Source organism: Streptomyces sp. CNH189 (assembly GCF_000527195.1).
In genome coordinates this window covers 79,519-95,133 of record NZ_AZUS01000009.1, presented here as the reverse complement: position 1 = coordinate 95,133, position 15,615 = coordinate 79,519, and the positions used below count along the sequence as shown (strand labels likewise).

The window sequence follows — 15,615 nt, the reverse complement described above, 5'->3', positions numbered from 1 at the left end:
AGGCCCCCACCGTGCGCCGACGCTCACTCCTCATCGCCGTTCCCGCCGGACTCGCCACCCTCGCCGCGTGCGGCGACGACAAGTCCGACTCCGGCAAGGCAAGCGAGACCGCCTCGCCCTCGGAGCCTGAGACGTCGGCGGCCCCCTCACCGAAGATCGTCGACGGTCCGCTGCCGGCGATCACGGCCGGGACGAAGTTCGGCGAGAAGCCGACCGTCGCGAAGGGCAGCGGCGAGCCCTCCAAGGACATCGCGGTCAAGACGGTCATCGCGGGCGGCGGCAGGACGATCGCGGAGAACGACTTCGTCGTCGCGGACTACCTGGGCCAGGTGTGGAGCACCGCGAAGGTGTTCGACAACTCCTACGACCGCGGGACCCCGCTGGCCATCCAGCTCGCCCAGGGCACGATCATCGACGGCTGGCGCTACGCGCTCGTCGGGAAGAAGACCGGCAGTCGCGTCCAGACGGCCATCCCGCCGACCTGGGGGTACGGCGAGCAGGGCAACCCGCAGGCGGGCATCAAGGGCACCGACACGCTGGTGTTCGTGGTCGACGTGCGGGACACGTTCAACGCCAAGAGCTCTGCCAAGGGCACCGACGTCGCCCAGGACAACATCGACCTGCCCAAGGTCGGCACCAACACCGACGGCAAGGCACCCTCCATCGAGGTGCCCGACAGCGACCCGCCGAAGAAGCTCGTGGCGAACTACGTCATCGAGGGCGACGGTGAGAAGGTCGGCGCCGAGGACAGCGTCCTGGTGCAGTACAAGGGCGTGCTGTGGGACGGCGGCAAGGAGTTCGACTCCACGTACGGCCGGGGCCAGCTGACGTCGTTCTCGCTGCAGCAGGTCGTCAAGGGCTGGGCGCAGGGCCTGACCGGCAAGAAGGTCGGCAGCCGCGTCCTCGTCGTCATCCCGCCGGAGCTGGGCTACGGCGACAACCCGCCGCAGGGCAGCGAGATCAAGAAGGACTCCACGCTGGTCTTCTCCGTGGACATCCTCGCGAAGCTGTGAGCCCCGCCGGGGTGCAAGACTGTGCGTGTTCGCCCAACCGTAGACAAGCAGGAGCGTAAGACGTGAGCATCGACAAGCCCGAGATCGACTTCCCGGGCGGCGAGCCCCCGGCGGACCTCGAGATCAAGGACATCTGGGAGGGCGACGGCGAGGTGGCGAAGGCGGGCCAGACCGTCACCGTCCACTACGTGGGCGTGGCCTTCAGCACCGGCGAGGAGTTCGACGCCAGCTGGAACCGTGGCACCCCCTTCCGCTTCCCGCTGGGCGGCGGCCGGGTCATCAAGGGCTGGGACCAGGGCGTGCAGGGCATGAAGGTCGGCGGCCGCCGCCAGCTGACCATCCCCGCCCACCTCGCCTACGGCAACCAGAGCCCCACCCCGGCGATCCAGCCCGGTGAGACCCTGATCTTCGTGGTCGACCTGCTCGGCGTCTGATCCGACCGGAGTCGATCGCCGACGGCCCATGCCTGTCCGGGCATGGGCCCTCGGCTTTTACCGCGCCACTCCGGGGCGGTACGGTCATCGGTCGTAAGCACCATAGGGAGGCGAAGCGCGTCGATGGCCATTGCCAAGGCCGAGCGGCTGATGAATCTGGCGCTGTGTCTGCTCGGGACCCGCCGGCCGCTCAGCAAGCGCGAGCTGCGCGAGTCCATCGAGGCGTACCTCGAAGCGGGCTCCGACGACTCCTTCAACCGGATGTTCGAGCGCGACAAGGACGACCTGCGCGAACTCGGACTGGTCATCGAGACCGTCGAGAACCTCGAGGGCGAGACGGGCTACCTCGCCCGCCGGGACAGCAACCGGCTGCCGCCCATCACCCTGGACGCCGAGGAGGCCGCCGCCCTCGGGCTCGCCGCGAAGGTGTGGCAGCAGGCCCGGCTCGCCGGGGCGGCCAGTGGCGCCCTGCAGAAGCTGCGCGCCGCCGGACTCCCCGAGGACGTCGACCCGTACGGCGCACACAGCGCGCTGGAGCCGCGCATCCCGGTGCACGAGGCCGCGTTCGAGCCGCTGATGCTCGCCTGCCGCGACCGCCGGCCGGTGATCTTCGACTACCGCAAGGCCAACGCCGCCCAGCCCGAGCAGCGGCACGTCGAGCCGTGGGCGCTGGAGTGCTGGCGCGGCCACTGGTACCTGGCCGGCTGGGACCGCGACCGCGGGGCCGAGCGCGTCTTCCGGCTCTCCCGGATCACCGGCAAGGTGCGCTCGCGCGCCGGCCGGTTCACCGTCCCGGTGCCGGACGTCGTCACCGTGCGGGAGACCGTGGCGAGCTGGGCGGGTGAGACCGCCGACCGCTCGGCGCGCATCCGGCTGCGTTCCGACGCCGGCTTCCCGCTCCGGGCCAAGGCCACATCGGTCCGGGAACTCGGGAACGGCTGGGACGAGTTGGAGATTCCGTACGGGCACGGCCTGGACGCCTGGCTGGTGGAGTTCGGGCCCGACGTGGTGGTCCTGGAGCCCGCCGAGCTGCGGGCCGACGTGGTGGACCGGCTGCGTGCCGTGGCCAAGGGCTGAGGGGGAGCGGACAGAGACGTGGCAGGCAAACCGGTCAGGCCCGTGAACGCCATCGACCAGACCCGGCGGATGCTCTCCCTGGTGACGTATCTGCGCGAGCGCCCCGGCGCCCGCATCGAGGACGTGGCACGCGCCTTCGGCATCACCGAGGACGAGCTGGTCTCCGACCTCGACGTGCTGCCCATGTGCGGCACCAGCTTCCGTGGCGGCGACCTGCTGGACATCGACACCGACGGCGAGCGCATCTGGTGGCACAACCCTGCCGCCCTGGGCGCCGACGCGGCCGAGCCGCTGCGCCTGGCCGCCGACGAGGCGACCGCGCTGCTCGTCGCCGCCCGCGCCGTGGCCACCCTGCCGGGGCTGCGCGAGAGCGACCGGCAGGCGCTGCTGCGGGCCACCGCCAAGGTGGAGACCGCGGCCGGCGAGGCGGCGGGCGCCAGCTCCCGGCTGTCGGTGACCTTCGAGTCCGAGGGCGGAGTCTTCGCGGACGTCGACCGGGCCATCGCCGAGCGCCGCAGACTGTGGATCCGCTACTACTCGCCGGCCCGCGACGAGGTCACCGAGCGGGAGATCGACCCCATCCGCCTGGTCAGCGTCGGCCACACCTACGTCGAGGCGTGGTGCCGCCGCTCCGAGGCGCGCCGCACCTTCCGGCTGGACCGGGTCGCCGAGATCAAAATCCTCGACGAGCCGTCCGCGCCGCCCGAGGTGGAGCTGCGTGACCTGTCCGAGGGGCTGGTGCAGCCCGCGGCCGAGGACCCGGAGGTGGTGGTCGAGGTCGGGCCGGGCGGCCGCTGGGTCGCCGAGTACTACCCGCACGACAGCGCCGATGAGCTTCCCGACGGCGGGCTCCGTATCACCCTGCGCACCCCCGACCCCACGTCGCTCAGACGGCTGGCCCTGCGGCTCGGCCGTGACGGCCGCATCGTGGCACCGCAGGAGCTGGCCGAGAGCGCCCGCCGGGCGGCCCGTGAGGCGCTGGCGGCGTACGACGGGGTCGAGGCGGCCGGATGACCGGGCAGGACGACAGGCAGGAGCGAGTGCTTTGAGCGAGTCGGCGACCGAAGGGGCACGGGGCATGACGGCGGCGTCCGCGTTCGCCGGGATGAGGAGCGTGGCCCCGGTGATGTTCCGGGCGGGTTGCCCGGACTGCCGGGGACGCTTCGAACTCGCCGCGAGCGCGCTGCGGCTGGCGATCGGCGCCAGCAGCCGCACCACGTTCTACTCCTTCACCTGCCCCGAGTGCGGCTCGGCCGTCCGCAAGCCGGCGGGGGAGCGGATCGTGGAGCTGCTGACCGGCGGCGGGGTGCGTACCCTGCGGCTGCACTCGACCGTCTAGGCTCGACCCATGTTCTGGCCGATGTTCGCCGTCGCCCTGGGATTCCTGGGGCTGTTGGTGCTCGCAGTGCTCGCCGTCCGGGTCTTCGTCGAGGCGGAGCGCCTCGGCAGGCAGGTCGCGGACTCGGCCCGGCGCATCGGCCGCGCGGCCGAGGACCTGGAGCGCGCCGCCGCGAGCACGGTCCGGTCCGCCGAGGCCCTGTGACGTCGACCGGCACACCCGCCGTCCGCGGAGACGCCGTCGCCGCCCTGTCACCGTCCGGGCCCCGGCAGGTACGCTGCTGATCGCGGCCCGGATAACGAGGCCCGGACCGCGGACGGGAGTACGCACAGGGATTGCCGGACGTTTACCTCTGGGCGTTACGATCGCTGTCTGCACCGTCCTTCGGACGCATGTCCGACCGGTCGGACAGCCACCCACCCACCCGCCTCGGTGAGAAGGTAGAGACTTATGGGACGGCTCGGACCTACCGAGATCATTCTGATCCTCGTCGTCATCATCCTGCTGTTCGGTGCGAAGAAGCTTCCCGACATGGCGCGGTCGCTCGGCAAGTCCGCCCGCATCCTGAAGAGCGAGGCGAAGGCGATGAAGGAGGACAACAAGTCCTCCGCTCCGGCCGACCCGCCGGCCACCGGCGAGCAGCCCCCGGCGCAGCGCACCATCCAGGCCGCCCCCGGCGACGTGACCAGCTCCCGCCCGGTCACGGAGCCGACGGACACGACCAAGCGCTGACGCAGGGCCGGTGACCTCCGGCCCGCTGCACGAGATGGGAACGTGGGTTGCTCAAGTCTGCCCGCCAACAGGACAGGGACCCCGAGGGGCGGATGCCGCTCGTGGATCACCTGCGCGAGCTGCGCAACCGCCTGGCCAAGGCCGTGCTCGCGATCGTCGTGGTGTCGGTCGTCGCCGCGTTCTACAGCGAGCAGCTCATGCAGTTCCTCGCGGAGCCGGTGCCGAAGTGCGACAGCCTGACGAACAGCGACGGCGGCAACTGCGCCATCGTGTCGTTCAACACGCTGACGTCGCCGTTCACCACGACGATCAAGGTGAGCCTGATGGCCGGCCTGGTCGTCTCCAGCCCGGTGTGGCTCTACCAGCTCTGGGCCTTCGTCGCGCCCGGACTCCACAAGCACGAGAAGAAGTACACCTACGTCTTCGTCTCGGCCGCCGTGCCGCTGTTCGCGGGCGGCGCCCTCCTTTCGTACGTGATCCTTCCCGTCAGCATCAAGGTGCTGCTGAGCCTCACGCCCGGGGGATCGGCGAACATCCTGTCGCTCGACGAGGTGCTCGACTTCACCATCCGCATGGTGCTGATCTTCGGGCTGGCCTTCGAGCTCCCGCTGCTGCTGGTCATGCTGAACATGGTCGGCATCGTCTCCGGCCGCCGGATGGTCGGCTGGTGGCGCGGTGTCGTCATGGGCGTCTTCGTCTTCGGCGCGGTCGCGACGCCCACCACCGACCCCGTGGGCATGCTCGCGCTGTCCGTGCCGATCATCGTCCTGTTCTTCTTCGCCGTGGGCTTCTCCCTGCTGAACGACAGACGGCGCGAGCGCCGGGAGTCCGAGGGACTCGCCGACGACGAGGCCTCCGAGCTGGACCTGACCCCGGAGGACGTCGAACCGGCGGAACCGGTCAAGGCGCTGCCCGAGCAGACGACCAGGGACCGGGTCAACGGTTATGACGACGTGACCTGAGGACGGCCCGGATGCTCGTAGGGTCACTCCGTGACCAGCGAGATCACCCTCTTCGTGAACCCCACCGCGGGCGGCGGCCGGGGCGCCCGCGCGGCGCGTCCGGCCGCCTCCGCGTTGCGGGACGCCGGCTTCCAGGTCCGCACCGTGACCGGCGACGACCCCGCGGACGCGCTGTCCCGGGCGCGTGCCGCCGTCGAGGAGGGCACCGGCGCCCTGATCGCCGTCGGCGGCGACGGCATGGCCAACCTCGCCCTGCAGGCCGTCGTCGGCACCGGCACCCCGTTCGGCCTGGTGGCCGCGGGGACCGGCAACGACTTCGCCCGCGCGCTCGGCATGCCGCTGCGGGAACCGGCCACGGCCGGACGGATGATCGCCGACGCCCTCAAGAGCGGACGGGTCCGTGACATCGACCTGGGCAGGATCGGGGACCGGTGGTTCGGCGCCGTGCTCGCCTCCGGCTTCGACTCCCGGGTCAACGACCGCGGCAACCGGATGCGCGCGCCCCTCGGGCGCTTCAAGTACGACGTGGCGATGCTCGCCGAGCTGGCCGCCTTCCGGCCGCTGCCGTACCGGATCACCCTGGACGGCGGCGAGGTCCGCGAGGTCGAGGCGACGCTGGTGGCGGTCGGGAACGGGCCCTCGTACGGCGGCGGCATGCGGATCTGCCCCGGGGCGGACCTCACCGACGGGCTGTTCGACATCACGGTGGTCGGCGAGTGCAGCCGGGCCACGCTGCTGAAGGTGTTCCCGCGGGTCTACCGGGGGACGCACGTCGACCATCCCGTGGTGACGGTGCTGCGGGCGGCGAGTGTGGAACTGGTCGCCGAGGACGTCACCGGCTACGCGGACGGCGAGTTCGTGGGGCCGCTGCCGCTCACCGCCACCTGTGTGCCGGGGGCGGTGCGCGTGGTCGGTCCCTAGGGGCGTTCCCCGGCGTTCTCCCACCTCACGCGGCCGATCCGGATAATGATCGTCCTGTTGTCGGTGCGGCCCGGTACGCTCGAAAGCACGATGACAGAGGATCTCTCACCGGCCGAGCGGTACGCGGCAGCACGCAGGCGCGCTGCCGAGCAGGCCACCTCGCTCGCTTCCTTCCGCGAGATGTACGACTTCGGCCTCGACCCGTTCCAGATCGAGGCCTGCCAAGCCCTGGAGGCGGGGAAGGGTGTGCTGGTCGCCGCCCCCACCGGATCCGGCAAGACGATCGTCGGCGAGTTCGCCGTCCACCTGGCCCTCCAGCAGGGCAAGAAGTGCTTCTACACGACCCCCATCAAGGCGCTGTCGAACCAGAAGTACGCCGACCTGAGCCGCCGCTACGGCTCCGACAAGGTGGGCCTGCTCACCGGTGACAACAGCGTCAACTCCGACGCCCCCGTGGTCGTGATGACCACGGAGGTCCTGCGGAACATGCTCTACGCGGGGTCGCAGACGCTGCTCGGCCTCGGGTACGTGGTGATGGACGAGGTGCACTACCTCTCCGACCGCTTCCGCGGCGCGGTGTGGGAGGAAGTGATCATCCATCTCCCGGAGTCCGTGACGCTGGTCTCCCTGTCGGCGACCGTGTCGAACGCCGAGGAGTTCGGCGACTGGCTGGACACCGTCCGGGGCGACACCGAGGTGATCGTCTCCGAGCACCGGCCCGTCCCGCTGTTCCAGCACGTACTGGCCGGCCGCCGGATCTACGACCTGTTCGAGGAGGGGGAGGGCCGTAAGAAGGCCGTCAACCCCGACCTCACCCGCATGGCCCGGCTGGAGGCGAGCCGCCCGTCCTGGGGCGACCGCAGGCGGGGACGCAACAACATGCGGGAGGCCGACCGCGAGCGGGAGCGCAGACAGCGCTCGCGGGTGTGGACGCCGAGCCGGCCGGAGGTCATCGAGCGGCTGGACTCCGAGGGCCTGCTGCCCGCCATCACGTTCATCTTCAGCCGCGCCGCCTGCGAGGCCGCGGTGCAGCAGTGCCTGTACGCGGGCCTGCGCCTCAACGACGAGGAGGCGCGGGTCAAGGTCCGCGACCTGGTCGAGGAGCGCACCGCCTCCATCCCGGCCGAGGACCTGCACGTCCTCGGCTACTACGAGTGGCTGGAGGGCCTGGAGCGCGGCATAGCGGCGCACCACGCCGGCATGCTCCCGACCTTCAAGGAGGTCGTCGAGGAGCTGTTCGTGCGCGGGCTGGTCAAGGCCGTGTTCGCGACCGAGACCCTGGCCCTCGGCATCAACATGCCCGCCCGTTCCGTGGTGCTGGAGAAGCTGGTCAAGTGGAACGGCGAGCAGCACGCCGACATCACGCCCGGCGAGTACACCCAGCTGACCGGCCGGGCCGGCCGCCGTGGCATCGACGTCGAGGGCCACGCGGTGGTGCTGTGGCAGCGCGGCATGAACCCCGAGCACCTGGCGGGACTGGCCGGCACGCGCACCTACCCGCTGCGCTCCAGCTTCAAGCCGTCGTACAACATGGCGGTCAACCTGGTCGAGCAGTTCGGGCGGCACCGGTCGCGGGAGCTGCTGGAGACGTCGTTCGCGCAGTTCCAGGCGGACAAGTCGGTCGTCGGCATCTCGCGCCAGGTGCAGCGCAACGAGGAGGGTCTGGAGGGCTACAAGGCCACGATGACCTGCCACCTCGGCGACTTCGAGGAGTACGCCCGGCTGCGCCGCGAGCTGAAGGACCGGGAGAACGAGCTGGCCCGGCAGGGCACCGCGCAGCGGCGCGCGGAGGCGGCCGTCGCGCTGGAGAAGCTCAAGCCCGGTGACGTCATCCACGTGCCCACCGGCAAGTACGCCGGGCTGGCGCTGGTGCTCGACCCGGGGCTTCCCGCGGGCCGCACCAACGGTCACCGGGGCGTGGAGTACCACGACGGTCCGCGCCCGCTGGTGCTGACCGCCGAGCGGCAGGTGAAGCGGCTGGCGTCGATCGACTTCCCGGTGCCGGTGGAGCCGCTGGAGCGGATGCGCATCCCGAAGTCCTTCAACGCGCGATCCCCGCAGTCCCGTCGGGACCTGGCCTCCGCGCTGCGCACCAAGGCCGGCCACATCGTGCCGGACCGGCACCACAAGAAGCGTTCCCAGGCGGCCGACGACCGGGAGATCGCGCGGCTGCGCAAGGCGCTGCGGGCGCACCCGTGCCACGGCTGCCAGGACCGCGAGGACCACGCCCGCTGGGCCGAGCGCTACCACCGGCTGATGCGGGACACCTCGCAGCTGGAGCGGCGCATCGAGGGCCGGACGAACACCATCGCCCGTACCTTCGACCGGATCGTGGCGCTGCTGACCGAGATGGACTACCTGCGCGGCGACGAGGTCACCGAGCACGGCAAGCGGCTGGCACGGCTGTACGGCGAACTCGACCTGCTGGCCAGCGAATGCCTGCGCGAGCGGGTCTGGGAGGGGCTCGGCCCCGCCGAACTCGCCGCGTGCGTGTCGGCGTTGGTGTACGAGTCGCGGGTCGCCGACGACGCGATGGCGCCCAAGCTGCCCTCGGGCAACGCGAAGGCGGCGCTCGGTGAGATGGTCCGCATCTGGGGCCGGCTGGACGCCCTGGAGGAGGACTTCCGGATCAGCCAGACCGAGGGTGTGGGCCAGCGCGAGCCCGACCTGGGCTTCGCGTGGGCCGCCTACATGTGGGCCTCCGGCAAGGGCCTGGACGAGGTGTTGCGCGAGGCGGAGATGCCGGCCGGTGACTTCGTGCGCTGGTGCAAGCAGGTCATCGACGTGCTGGGCCAGATCTCCGCCGCCGCCCCGGTCACGGAGAACTCGACGGTCGCGAAGAACGCCCGCAAGGCGGTCGACGGTCTGCTGCGCGGGGTGGTGGCCTACTCCTCCGTGGGCTGACCCTCTCGATCCCCGCCCGACGTTCCGCCCGGAAGCCCGGTGCGCCCCTCGCGCGCCGGGCTTCCGCGCTGAGTGCGCTCCCGTGCGGGGGCTTGAGCGGGGGACCGGGCGGGCAGGATGAGGTCGCCCGGGGGTCCCGCCCCCGTCGCCCTGGTCCCTCGCCCGGTCACCCCGGTGTGCCGCCCGCCGCCCGGGGAGCGCCTCACCAGTGACGGTGCGTGGTCGTCGTACGTCCGTGCGCGGTCACGCAGTGTGTTCGAACGGCGCCGGATCGTGGAGCGCTTCCGAGCGTACTCCTGCCCCAGGGGCCGTTTCCGGCACTTGCTGAATATGACATGGCGATGATCCCGTCGGACTAAGCTCGCCCGCAGCGCACCGAGTTGAGATGAGTTCGTGCGCTTGTTCCCTTATGTGCACGTTCCCGACCGTCAGTCGATACGCTTCAGAGGGCTCACATGGCGAGTGTCCAACTTCCTTACGCACGCGTGCTGTTGCTGCCGGCCATAGTGATGGCCGCGGCGACCGGAGCCGCCGTCGCCCTGGTGACGGAGCCCGCCCGGATCGCCGTCGGCGTGTGCGGCGCCGTCGCGACCCTGCTGGTGACCGCCGCCGCCACCGAGGCGGTGCGCCGCGGCCGGGTGCTGCGTGAGGCGCGGGCCGAGCACGACCGTCACCGTGCGTATCTGGAGGCGCGCATCGCCGCCCACGACACGGAGACCGACTACTTCATCCGCAAGGTCTTCCCCACGTGCCTGGACCACCTGCACAACGGGAACGACCCGCACGAGGTGATGCGCGACCTGCCGCGGCTCAACCCGTCCTGGCGCGAACTGCCGAAGTACCAGCTCGAACTGCTCCGGAAAGTCCTCAAGATCATCGATGACGAGGAGAACCTGCGGGACTCCTCGCAGCGCTCCTTCGTCAGCATCGCGCGCCGCGTCCAGGCGATCGTCCACCAGCAGGCCAAGGAGCTGCGGGAGATGGAGGAGGACCACGGCCGCAACCCCGAGGTCTTCGACGACCTGCTGCGCATCGACCACGGCACCGCGCTGATCGGCCGCCTCGCCGACTCCATCTCGGTCCTCGGCGGCGGCCGCCCCGGACGCCAGTGGCCCAAGCCCGTCGCGCTCTACAGCGTGCTGCGCGGCGCCATGTCCCGCATCCTCGAGTACCGCCGCATCGACCTGAAGTCGATCGCGAAGATCAACATCAAGGGCATCTACGTCGAGCCGGTCATCCACGCCGCCGCCGAACTCCTCGACAACGCCACCCGCTACTCGCCGCCGACCAGCAAGGTCAGCGTCACCGCCACCGAGGTGCAGACCGGCGTCGCCATCGAGATCGAGGACGCCGGAGTCAGCCTCGACGAGCAGGCCCGCGCCCGTATCGAGGGCATCCTGGACCGTGCCCAGCGCGGCGTCGACCTCCAGGAGATCGGCGCCAACCCCCGCCTCGGCCTCGCGGTGGTCGGCCGGCTGTGCACCCAGTTCAGCATGCAGGTGTCGCTGCGTGCCTCCGCCTACGGCGGCGTCCGCGCGGTCCTCGTCGTCCCCAGCGAGATGATCACCGACCAGCCCGGTGTGGGCCTCGCCCACGGCATCGGCGCCACCGCCGTGCCCCGCCCCGTCGACGCCCTCCCGGGCCCGCAGCGCGCCCCCAAGAAGCGCCGCCCCACCAGCCCCCGCCTCCCCGAGACGGCCGCCGTCGAGGACGACGTCCCCGAGGTCACCGAGTGGACCGCCGGCGGACTGCCGCAGCGCCGCAGCCGCGTGAAGACCCCGCTGGCCCAGCGCTACGCCGAGCAGGCCGAGGCCGAACGCGCCGAACGGGAGGCCAAGGAGCGGGGCGAGGAGTACCACGACATCTGGGCTGCCGCGGAGCCCGAGAAGAAGAAGAAGCGGGACGACCGTGAACCCGGGCTCTGGGTCGACGCCTTCTGGGAGGGACTGAAGAAGGACCTCGACCCCGGCGTCCACCCCACCGACTTCACCCGGAACCCGACCGCCTACCTGCATCTCATCAACGAACCGGCCCGCACCGAGGCCGATGACGAGGGGGACCTCAAGTGATCCAGCAACGAGCCAACTTCGACTGGATGCTCAAGGAGCTCGCCGACGGCGTACCCGGCGTCGAGATGATCGTGGTGCTCTCCGCCGACGGCCTGCGCATCGCCCGCTACGGCGGTGAGCCGGACGCGGCCGACCGGGTCGCCGCCGCCTGCGCCGGGGTGCAGAGCCTCGCCGGTGCCGTCGCACAGGAACTCCCGCACGGCGACGGCGAGATGAAGATGGTGCTGATCGAGATCGACGAGGGCTACTTCTACCTGATGGCGGCAGGTGCCAACGCCTACCTCGCCGTGCTCTCCGACATGACCTGCGAACCCGGCCGGATGGGCGGCATGATGCGCGACCTCGTCGTCCGCATCGGCGCCCATCTCACCAGTCCGCCGCGACGGAACGGGCAGACCGTATGACTCCTCCGCAACGCCAGAGGCGCACCCCCCGGCAGGGCACCCCCGCGCAGCCGGCCGCCCCGGCCCGGAAGGAGGGCGAGGGCGGCAACCCCGAGCGGCTGTATGTCGTGGCCGGCCCGGACGGCGAACGCGCCGACATCGATCTGGTGACGCTGATCGTCGCGCGGTCCCCGGACCCCCCGCCCTCCGCGACCCCCGAGCAGGCGGCGCTGCTCCGGCTCTGTGTCGCCCCCCTGTCCGTGGCCGAGCTGTCGGCCTATCTCAGTCTGCCGTTCAGCGTGGTGACCGTGCTGCTCACCGAGCTGCTGACGGCGGAACTGGTCCAGGCGCGCTCCTCGATCGTGCGCAAGGCGCTCCCGGACCGTTCCCTTCTCGAAGCGGTGATGCATGGACTTCAACGGCTCTGACACCATCCCGGGCCCACGCGCCGAGGACCAGCTGCCCCACACGGCACAGTCCGCGGTGAAGATCGTGATCGTCGGCGGGTTCGGGGTCGGCAAGACCACCATGGTCGGCTCGGTCAGCGAGATCAAGCCGCTGACCACCGAGGAGACCATGACCCAGGCCGGCATCGGGGTCGACGACAACTACGGCTCCCCGTCCAAGACGGCCACCACCGTCGCCATGGACTTCGGCCGGATCAAGATCACCGACGAGCTGGTGCTGTACCTGTTCGGCACGCCGGGCCAGGAGCGCTTCTGGTTCCTGTGGAACGGCCTGTTCGAGGGGGCGCTCGGCGCGGTCGTGCTGGTCGACACCCGCCGGCTCGAGGTCAGCTTCGACGTGATGGGGCGCCTCGAGGAGCGCGGGGTGCCGTTCGTCGTCGCGGTCAACTCCTTCCCGGACGCGCCTCGTTACCCCGTCTCCGACTTGCGGGCCGCGCTCGACCTGGCCGAGCAGATCCCCATCGTGGAGTGCGACGTGCGGCGCCGCGCGTCCAGCCGCGACGTGCTGATGACCCTGATGCGGTTCCTGCACTCGCTCGCCATGACGGGCTCGCTCGCCTGACGCGTTCCCCTGTCCCGGGCGGCCTCCTTTCCCTCCCCGGACATCTCCCCCCTTTCCTCCCCGGGCATCTCCCTCCCCCTCCCCGGACTTCTGCCTTTCCCCTTCGGAGCGACCACAGTGACGCCTGAATCCCACCCCTCGACGCCGGACCTCCCGGCCGGCCCGGACGACGACGCCCGCCCGGAACCGCCTCCCGGATGCCCGGCGCACGGCCGGGGCCCCGGCGGACTCGCCCGACTCCACGAGTCGGACGACCTGAAGAAGCTCTACGAGCACCTGCGGGCCGAGCACGGGCCGGTGGCGCCCGTACTGATCCACGACGCCCTGCCCCTGTGGGTGGTGCTCGGCCACGCCGAGAGCCAGCAACTCGTGCGCAGCCCCGCGCAGTTCTGCAAGGACAGCCGTATCTGGTCCGCGCTCCGCGACGGTCTGGTCAAGCCCGACCACCCGCTGATGCCGCACATCGCCTGGCAACCCATGTGCGCGCACGCCGAGGGCGAGGAGCACCGGCGCTGGCGCGGCGCCATCGACACCGCCGTCGCGGCCACCGACTTCCGCAGCCTGCGCCGCCACGTCAACCGCAGCGTCCAGCGCGTCGTCAACCGCTTCTGCGAGGCGGGCGAGGCCGACCTGGTGAGCCAGTACGCCGAGCACCTGCCGATGGCGGTGATGTGCCACGTCCTCGGCATGCCCGACGAGTACGACGACCGCATGGTGCAGGCCGCCCGCGACATGATCCGCGGCACCGAGACCGCCATCGCGAGCAACGCCTTCGTGATGGCGGCGCTGGACCGGCTCACCGCCCGCCGCCGCGAGGAACCGCTCGGGGACTTCGCCGGTCACCTCGTCAGCCACCCGGCCGGACTGACCGACGAGGAGGTCAGCCAGCACCTCCGGGTGGTGCTCATCGCCGCCTACGAGGCCACCGCCAACCTCCTCGCCAACGTGCTGCGCCAGGTGCTGATCGACCCCCGCTTCCGCTCCCAGCTCAACGGCGGCCAGATGACCGTGCCCCAGGCGGTGGAGCAACTGCTGTGGGACGAACCGCCGTTCAGCACCATCTTCGCCTACTACGCCAAGCAGGACACCGAGCTCGGCGGCCAGCGCATCCGCAAGGGCGACGGACTGCTGTTCGCGCCCGCGCCGGCCAACGTCGACCCCCGGGTGCGCCCCGACCCGACCGCCGACATGCAGGGCAACCGCTCGCACCTCGCCTTCGGCGGGGGGACGCACGAGTGCCCCGGACAGGACATCGGCCGTGTCATCGCCGAGGTCGGCGTCGACGCCCTGCTCATGCGGCTGCCGGACGTGGAGCTGAGCGTCACCGAGGAGGAGCTGACCTTCACGGAGTCCATCGCCTCGCGGCATCTGGTGTCGCTGCCGGTGCACTTCACGCCCCGGCCGCAGCAGGAGATCACGCAGGCGCCGAGCCATGAGAACGAGGCGCCGGTGCAGCATGACTGGCAGATCGGTGTGAACCGGTCGCGGGGTGCGTCGGCAGGCGCCGGGGCCGGGGCCGGGGCTGGAGCAGGGGGCGGTGCCGGGGCTGGAGTCGGGGGTGGGGCTGCGGCGACGGTGGCGGATGGCGCGGCGGTGCCCGCGCAGGCGTCGGCTCCGGGCATCGGTCCGGGCTCCGACACCGGTGCGGGCTCCGGCGGCGGAGCGGGCTCCGGCGTCGGGTCGCTTCCGGCCGGGGAGCCGGTGCCGCAGCGACCTGTGCCGCCTCCGCCGGTCGCGGAGCCCGCCCCGCCGAGGGGTGCCTGGCAGCGGTTCCTGCGGTGGTGGCGCGGCTACTGACCTGACGCCCAGTCCTCGTACGAGGCCCACGCCCCGAGCACCCGGCCGCTGGTGAACCGGTGCTCCGCCCCGGTCACCGGGTCGGTGAACCGCAGCTCACGGGCCAGCAGTTGGAGCGGACGCCGGAAGTCGCCGGCCGGGACCGGGCCGGTGACCTCGGGATAGAGGGGGTCGCCGAGGATCGGCACGCCGAGGGCGCTCATGTGCACGCGCAGCTGATGGGTCTGTCCGGTGTCGGGCACCAGCCGGTACCGGGCCAGGTCGTCTGCCCGGTGCGCGAGGAGCTGTATGTGCGTCAGCGCGTTCGGCTCGCCGTCGACCTCCCGCGCGGTCAGCACCCCGCGCTCCTTCACGATCCGGCTGCGGACGGTCCGGGGGAGGGTGGCGGCGAGGGAGGCGTCGTGGGGGGCGACAGCCTCGTACTCCTTGTGCACCAGCCGGTCGCGGAACAGCGTCTGGTAGGCGCCGCGCTCCTCGGGCCGCACGATGAACAGCACCAGTCCGGCGGTGAGCCGGTCGAGGCGGTGCGCCGCGGTCAGCGTCGGCAGGCCCAGGTCGTGGCGGAGCCGGGCGAGCGCGGTCTGCCGGACGTGGCTGCCGCGGGGGGTGGTGGCCAGGAAGTGCGGTTTGTCGACGACGACGATGTGCTCGTCGTGGTGCACCACGGTCAGCGGGAACGGCACCGGGGCTTCGTCGGGCATGTCCCGGTGGAACCAGACGCACAGGCCCGGGGCGTAGGGGGTGTCCGCCGGGACCGGGCGGGCGTCCGCGCCGACGATCTCGCCTGCGGCGAACATGGCGTCGATCCGGGCGGGGTCGGCTGCCAGGCGCAGGACCAGGTGGTCCCGGACGGTGGTGCCCGGGCCGTCGGCCGGCAGACGTACGCGGACGGGGTCCACGCCGTCGCGTTGCGGCAGGGGTGGGGGAGGGGGTGGGTGGTGTCTGCGTCTCACGT

General features: G+C 71.6%; 16 protein-coding genes. 15 read left to right on the top strand and 1 reads right to left on the bottom strand.

Annotation, left to right across the window (positions count from 1 at the left end):
* The first annotated feature begins 11 nt into the window (after positions 1–11).
* From B100_RS0114520 to B100_RS0114450, 15 genes are all read left to right on the top strand, one after another.
* The gene (locus B100_RS0114520; RefSeq protein WP_024885171.1) at positions 12–1,013 is read left to right on the top strand and encodes an FKBP-type peptidyl-prolyl cis-trans isomerase; all 1,002 of its coding nucleotides are present in this window, start codon (positions 12–14) and stop codon (positions 1,011–1,013) included.
* Between the two features lie 62 nt (positions 1,014–1,075).
* The gene (locus tag B100_RS0114515) at positions 1,076–1,447 is read left to right on the top strand and encodes an FKBP-type peptidyl-prolyl cis-trans isomerase (protein ID WP_024885170.1); all 372 of its coding nucleotides are present in this window, start codon (positions 1,076–1,078) and stop codon (positions 1,445–1,447) included.
* Between the two features lie 123 nt (positions 1,448–1,570).
* Positions 1,571–2,524, top strand: a complete 954-nt coding sequence (locus B100_RS0114510) for a WYL domain-containing protein (protein ID WP_024885169.1) — start codon at positions 1,571–1,573, stop codon at positions 2,522–2,524.
* Between the two features lie 18 nt (positions 2,525–2,542).
* Complete coding sequence (locus B100_RS0114505) at positions 2,543–3,538, top strand: helix-turn-helix transcriptional regulator (protein WP_078540921.1); 996 nt, start codon at positions 2,543–2,545, stop codon at positions 3,536–3,538.
* Between the two features lie 31 nt (positions 3,539–3,569).
* Positions 3,570–3,863, top strand: a complete 294-nt coding sequence (locus B100_RS0114500) for a hypothetical protein (RefSeq protein ID WP_024885167.1) — start codon at positions 3,570–3,572, stop codon at positions 3,861–3,863.
* Between the two features lie 9 nt (positions 3,864–3,872).
* Positions 3,873–4,067: a hypothetical protein gene (locus tag B100_RS0114495; RefSeq protein WP_024885166.1), complete on the top strand. Its 195-nt coding sequence runs from the start codon at positions 3,873–3,875 to the stop codon at positions 4,065–4,067.
* 246 nt (positions 4,068–4,313) lie between these two features.
* Positions 4,314–4,595: a Sec-independent protein translocase subunit TatA gene (gene tatA / locus B100_RS0114490; RefSeq protein ID WP_024885165.1), complete on the top strand. Its 282-nt coding sequence runs from the start codon at positions 4,314–4,316 to the stop codon at positions 4,593–4,595.
* A gap of 92 nt (positions 4,596–4,687) precedes the next feature.
* Entirely contained in the window at positions 4,688–5,557 is an 870-nt protein-coding gene (gene tatC / locus B100_RS0114485) for a twin-arginine translocase subunit TatC (RefSeq protein ID WP_051489995.1), read from the top strand.
* Between the two features lie 30 nt (positions 5,558–5,587).
* The gene (locus tag B100_RS0114480; RefSeq protein WP_024885163.1) at positions 5,588–6,478 is read left to right on the top strand and encodes a diacylglycerol kinase; all 891 of its coding nucleotides are present in this window, start codon (positions 5,588–5,590) and stop codon (positions 6,476–6,478) included.
* 45 nt (positions 6,479–6,523) lie between these two features.
* Complete coding sequence (locus B100_RS0114475; protein WP_024885162.1) at positions 6,524–9,382, top strand: DEAD/DEAH box helicase; 2,859 nt, start codon at positions 6,524–6,526, stop codon at positions 9,380–9,382.
* Between the two features lie 455 nt (positions 9,383–9,837).
* Positions 9,838–11,451: an ATP-binding protein gene (locus B100_RS0114470; RefSeq protein WP_199785248.1), complete on the top strand. Its 1,614-nt coding sequence runs from the start codon at positions 9,838–9,840 to the stop codon at positions 11,449–11,451.
* The gene (locus B100_RS0114465) at positions 11,448–11,855 is read left to right on the top strand and encodes a roadblock/LC7 domain-containing protein (protein ID WP_024885160.1); all 408 of its coding nucleotides are present in this window, start codon (positions 11,448–11,450) and stop codon (positions 11,853–11,855) included. The genes B100_RS0114470 and B100_RS0114465 overlap by 4 nt, the downstream gene beginning before the upstream one ends.
* Positions 11,852–12,262 carry a DUF742 domain-containing protein gene (locus B100_RS0114460; RefSeq protein ID WP_024885159.1) on the top strand — a complete coding sequence of 137 codons (411 nt, stop codon included), beginning with the start codon at positions 11,852–11,854 and terminating at the stop codon, positions 12,260–12,262. The genes B100_RS0114465 and B100_RS0114460 overlap by 4 nt, the downstream gene beginning before the upstream one ends.
* Entirely contained in the window at positions 12,243–12,863 is a 621-nt protein-coding gene (locus tag B100_RS0114455) for an ATP/GTP-binding protein (RefSeq protein ID WP_024885158.1), read from the top strand. The genes B100_RS0114460 and B100_RS0114455 overlap by 20 nt, the downstream gene beginning before the upstream one ends.
* A gap of 117 nt (positions 12,864–12,980) precedes the next feature.
* Positions 12,981–14,660 (top strand): cytochrome P450, encoded by a 1,680-nt coding sequence (locus B100_RS0114450; protein WP_024885157.1) that lies wholly within the window; start codon positions 12,981–12,983, stop codon positions 14,658–14,660.
* Here B100_RS0114450 and B100_RS0114445 read toward each other — a convergent pair.
* Positions 14,654–15,559 (bottom strand): pseudouridine synthase, encoded by a 906-nt coding sequence (locus B100_RS0114445; protein ID WP_024885156.1) that lies wholly within the window; start codon positions 15,557–15,559, stop codon positions 14,654–14,656. The genes B100_RS0114450 and B100_RS0114445 overlap by 7 nt on opposite strands.
* Positions 15,560–15,615 lie beyond the last annotated feature (56 nt).

Excerpts from the sequence above, each read along its gene's own strand:
- B100_RS0114510 (WP_024885169.1), top strand. The coding sequence starts at position 1,571 with ATGGCCATTGCCAAGGCCGAGCGGCTGATGAATCTGGCGCTGTGTCTG.
- B100_RS0114495 (WP_024885166.1), top strand. The coding sequence starts at position 3,873 with ATGTTCTGGCCGATGTTCGCCGTCGCCCTGGGATTCCTGGGGCTGTTG.
- tatA (WP_024885165.1), top strand. The coding sequence starts at position 4,314 with ATGGGACGGCTCGGACCTACCGAGATCATTCTGATCCTCGTCGTCATC.
- tatC (WP_051489995.1), top strand. The coding sequence starts at position 4,688 with ATGCCGCTCGTGGATCACCTGCGCGAGCTGCGCAACCGCCTGGCCAAG.
- B100_RS0114475 (WP_024885162.1), top strand. The coding sequence starts at position 6,524 with ATGATCGTCCTGTTGTCGGTGCGGCCCGGTACGCTCGAAAGCACGATG.
- B100_RS0114470 (WP_199785248.1), top strand. The coding sequence starts at position 9,838 with ATGGCGAGTGTCCAACTTCCTTACGCACGCGTGCTGTTGCTGCCGGCC.
- B100_RS0114460 (WP_024885159.1), top strand. The coding sequence starts at position 11,852 with ATGACTCCTCCGCAACGCCAGAGGCGCACCCCCCGGCAGGGCACCCCC.
- B100_RS0114455 (WP_024885158.1), top strand. The coding sequence starts at position 12,243 with ATGGACTTCAACGGCTCTGACACCATCCCGGGCCCACGCGCCGAGGAC.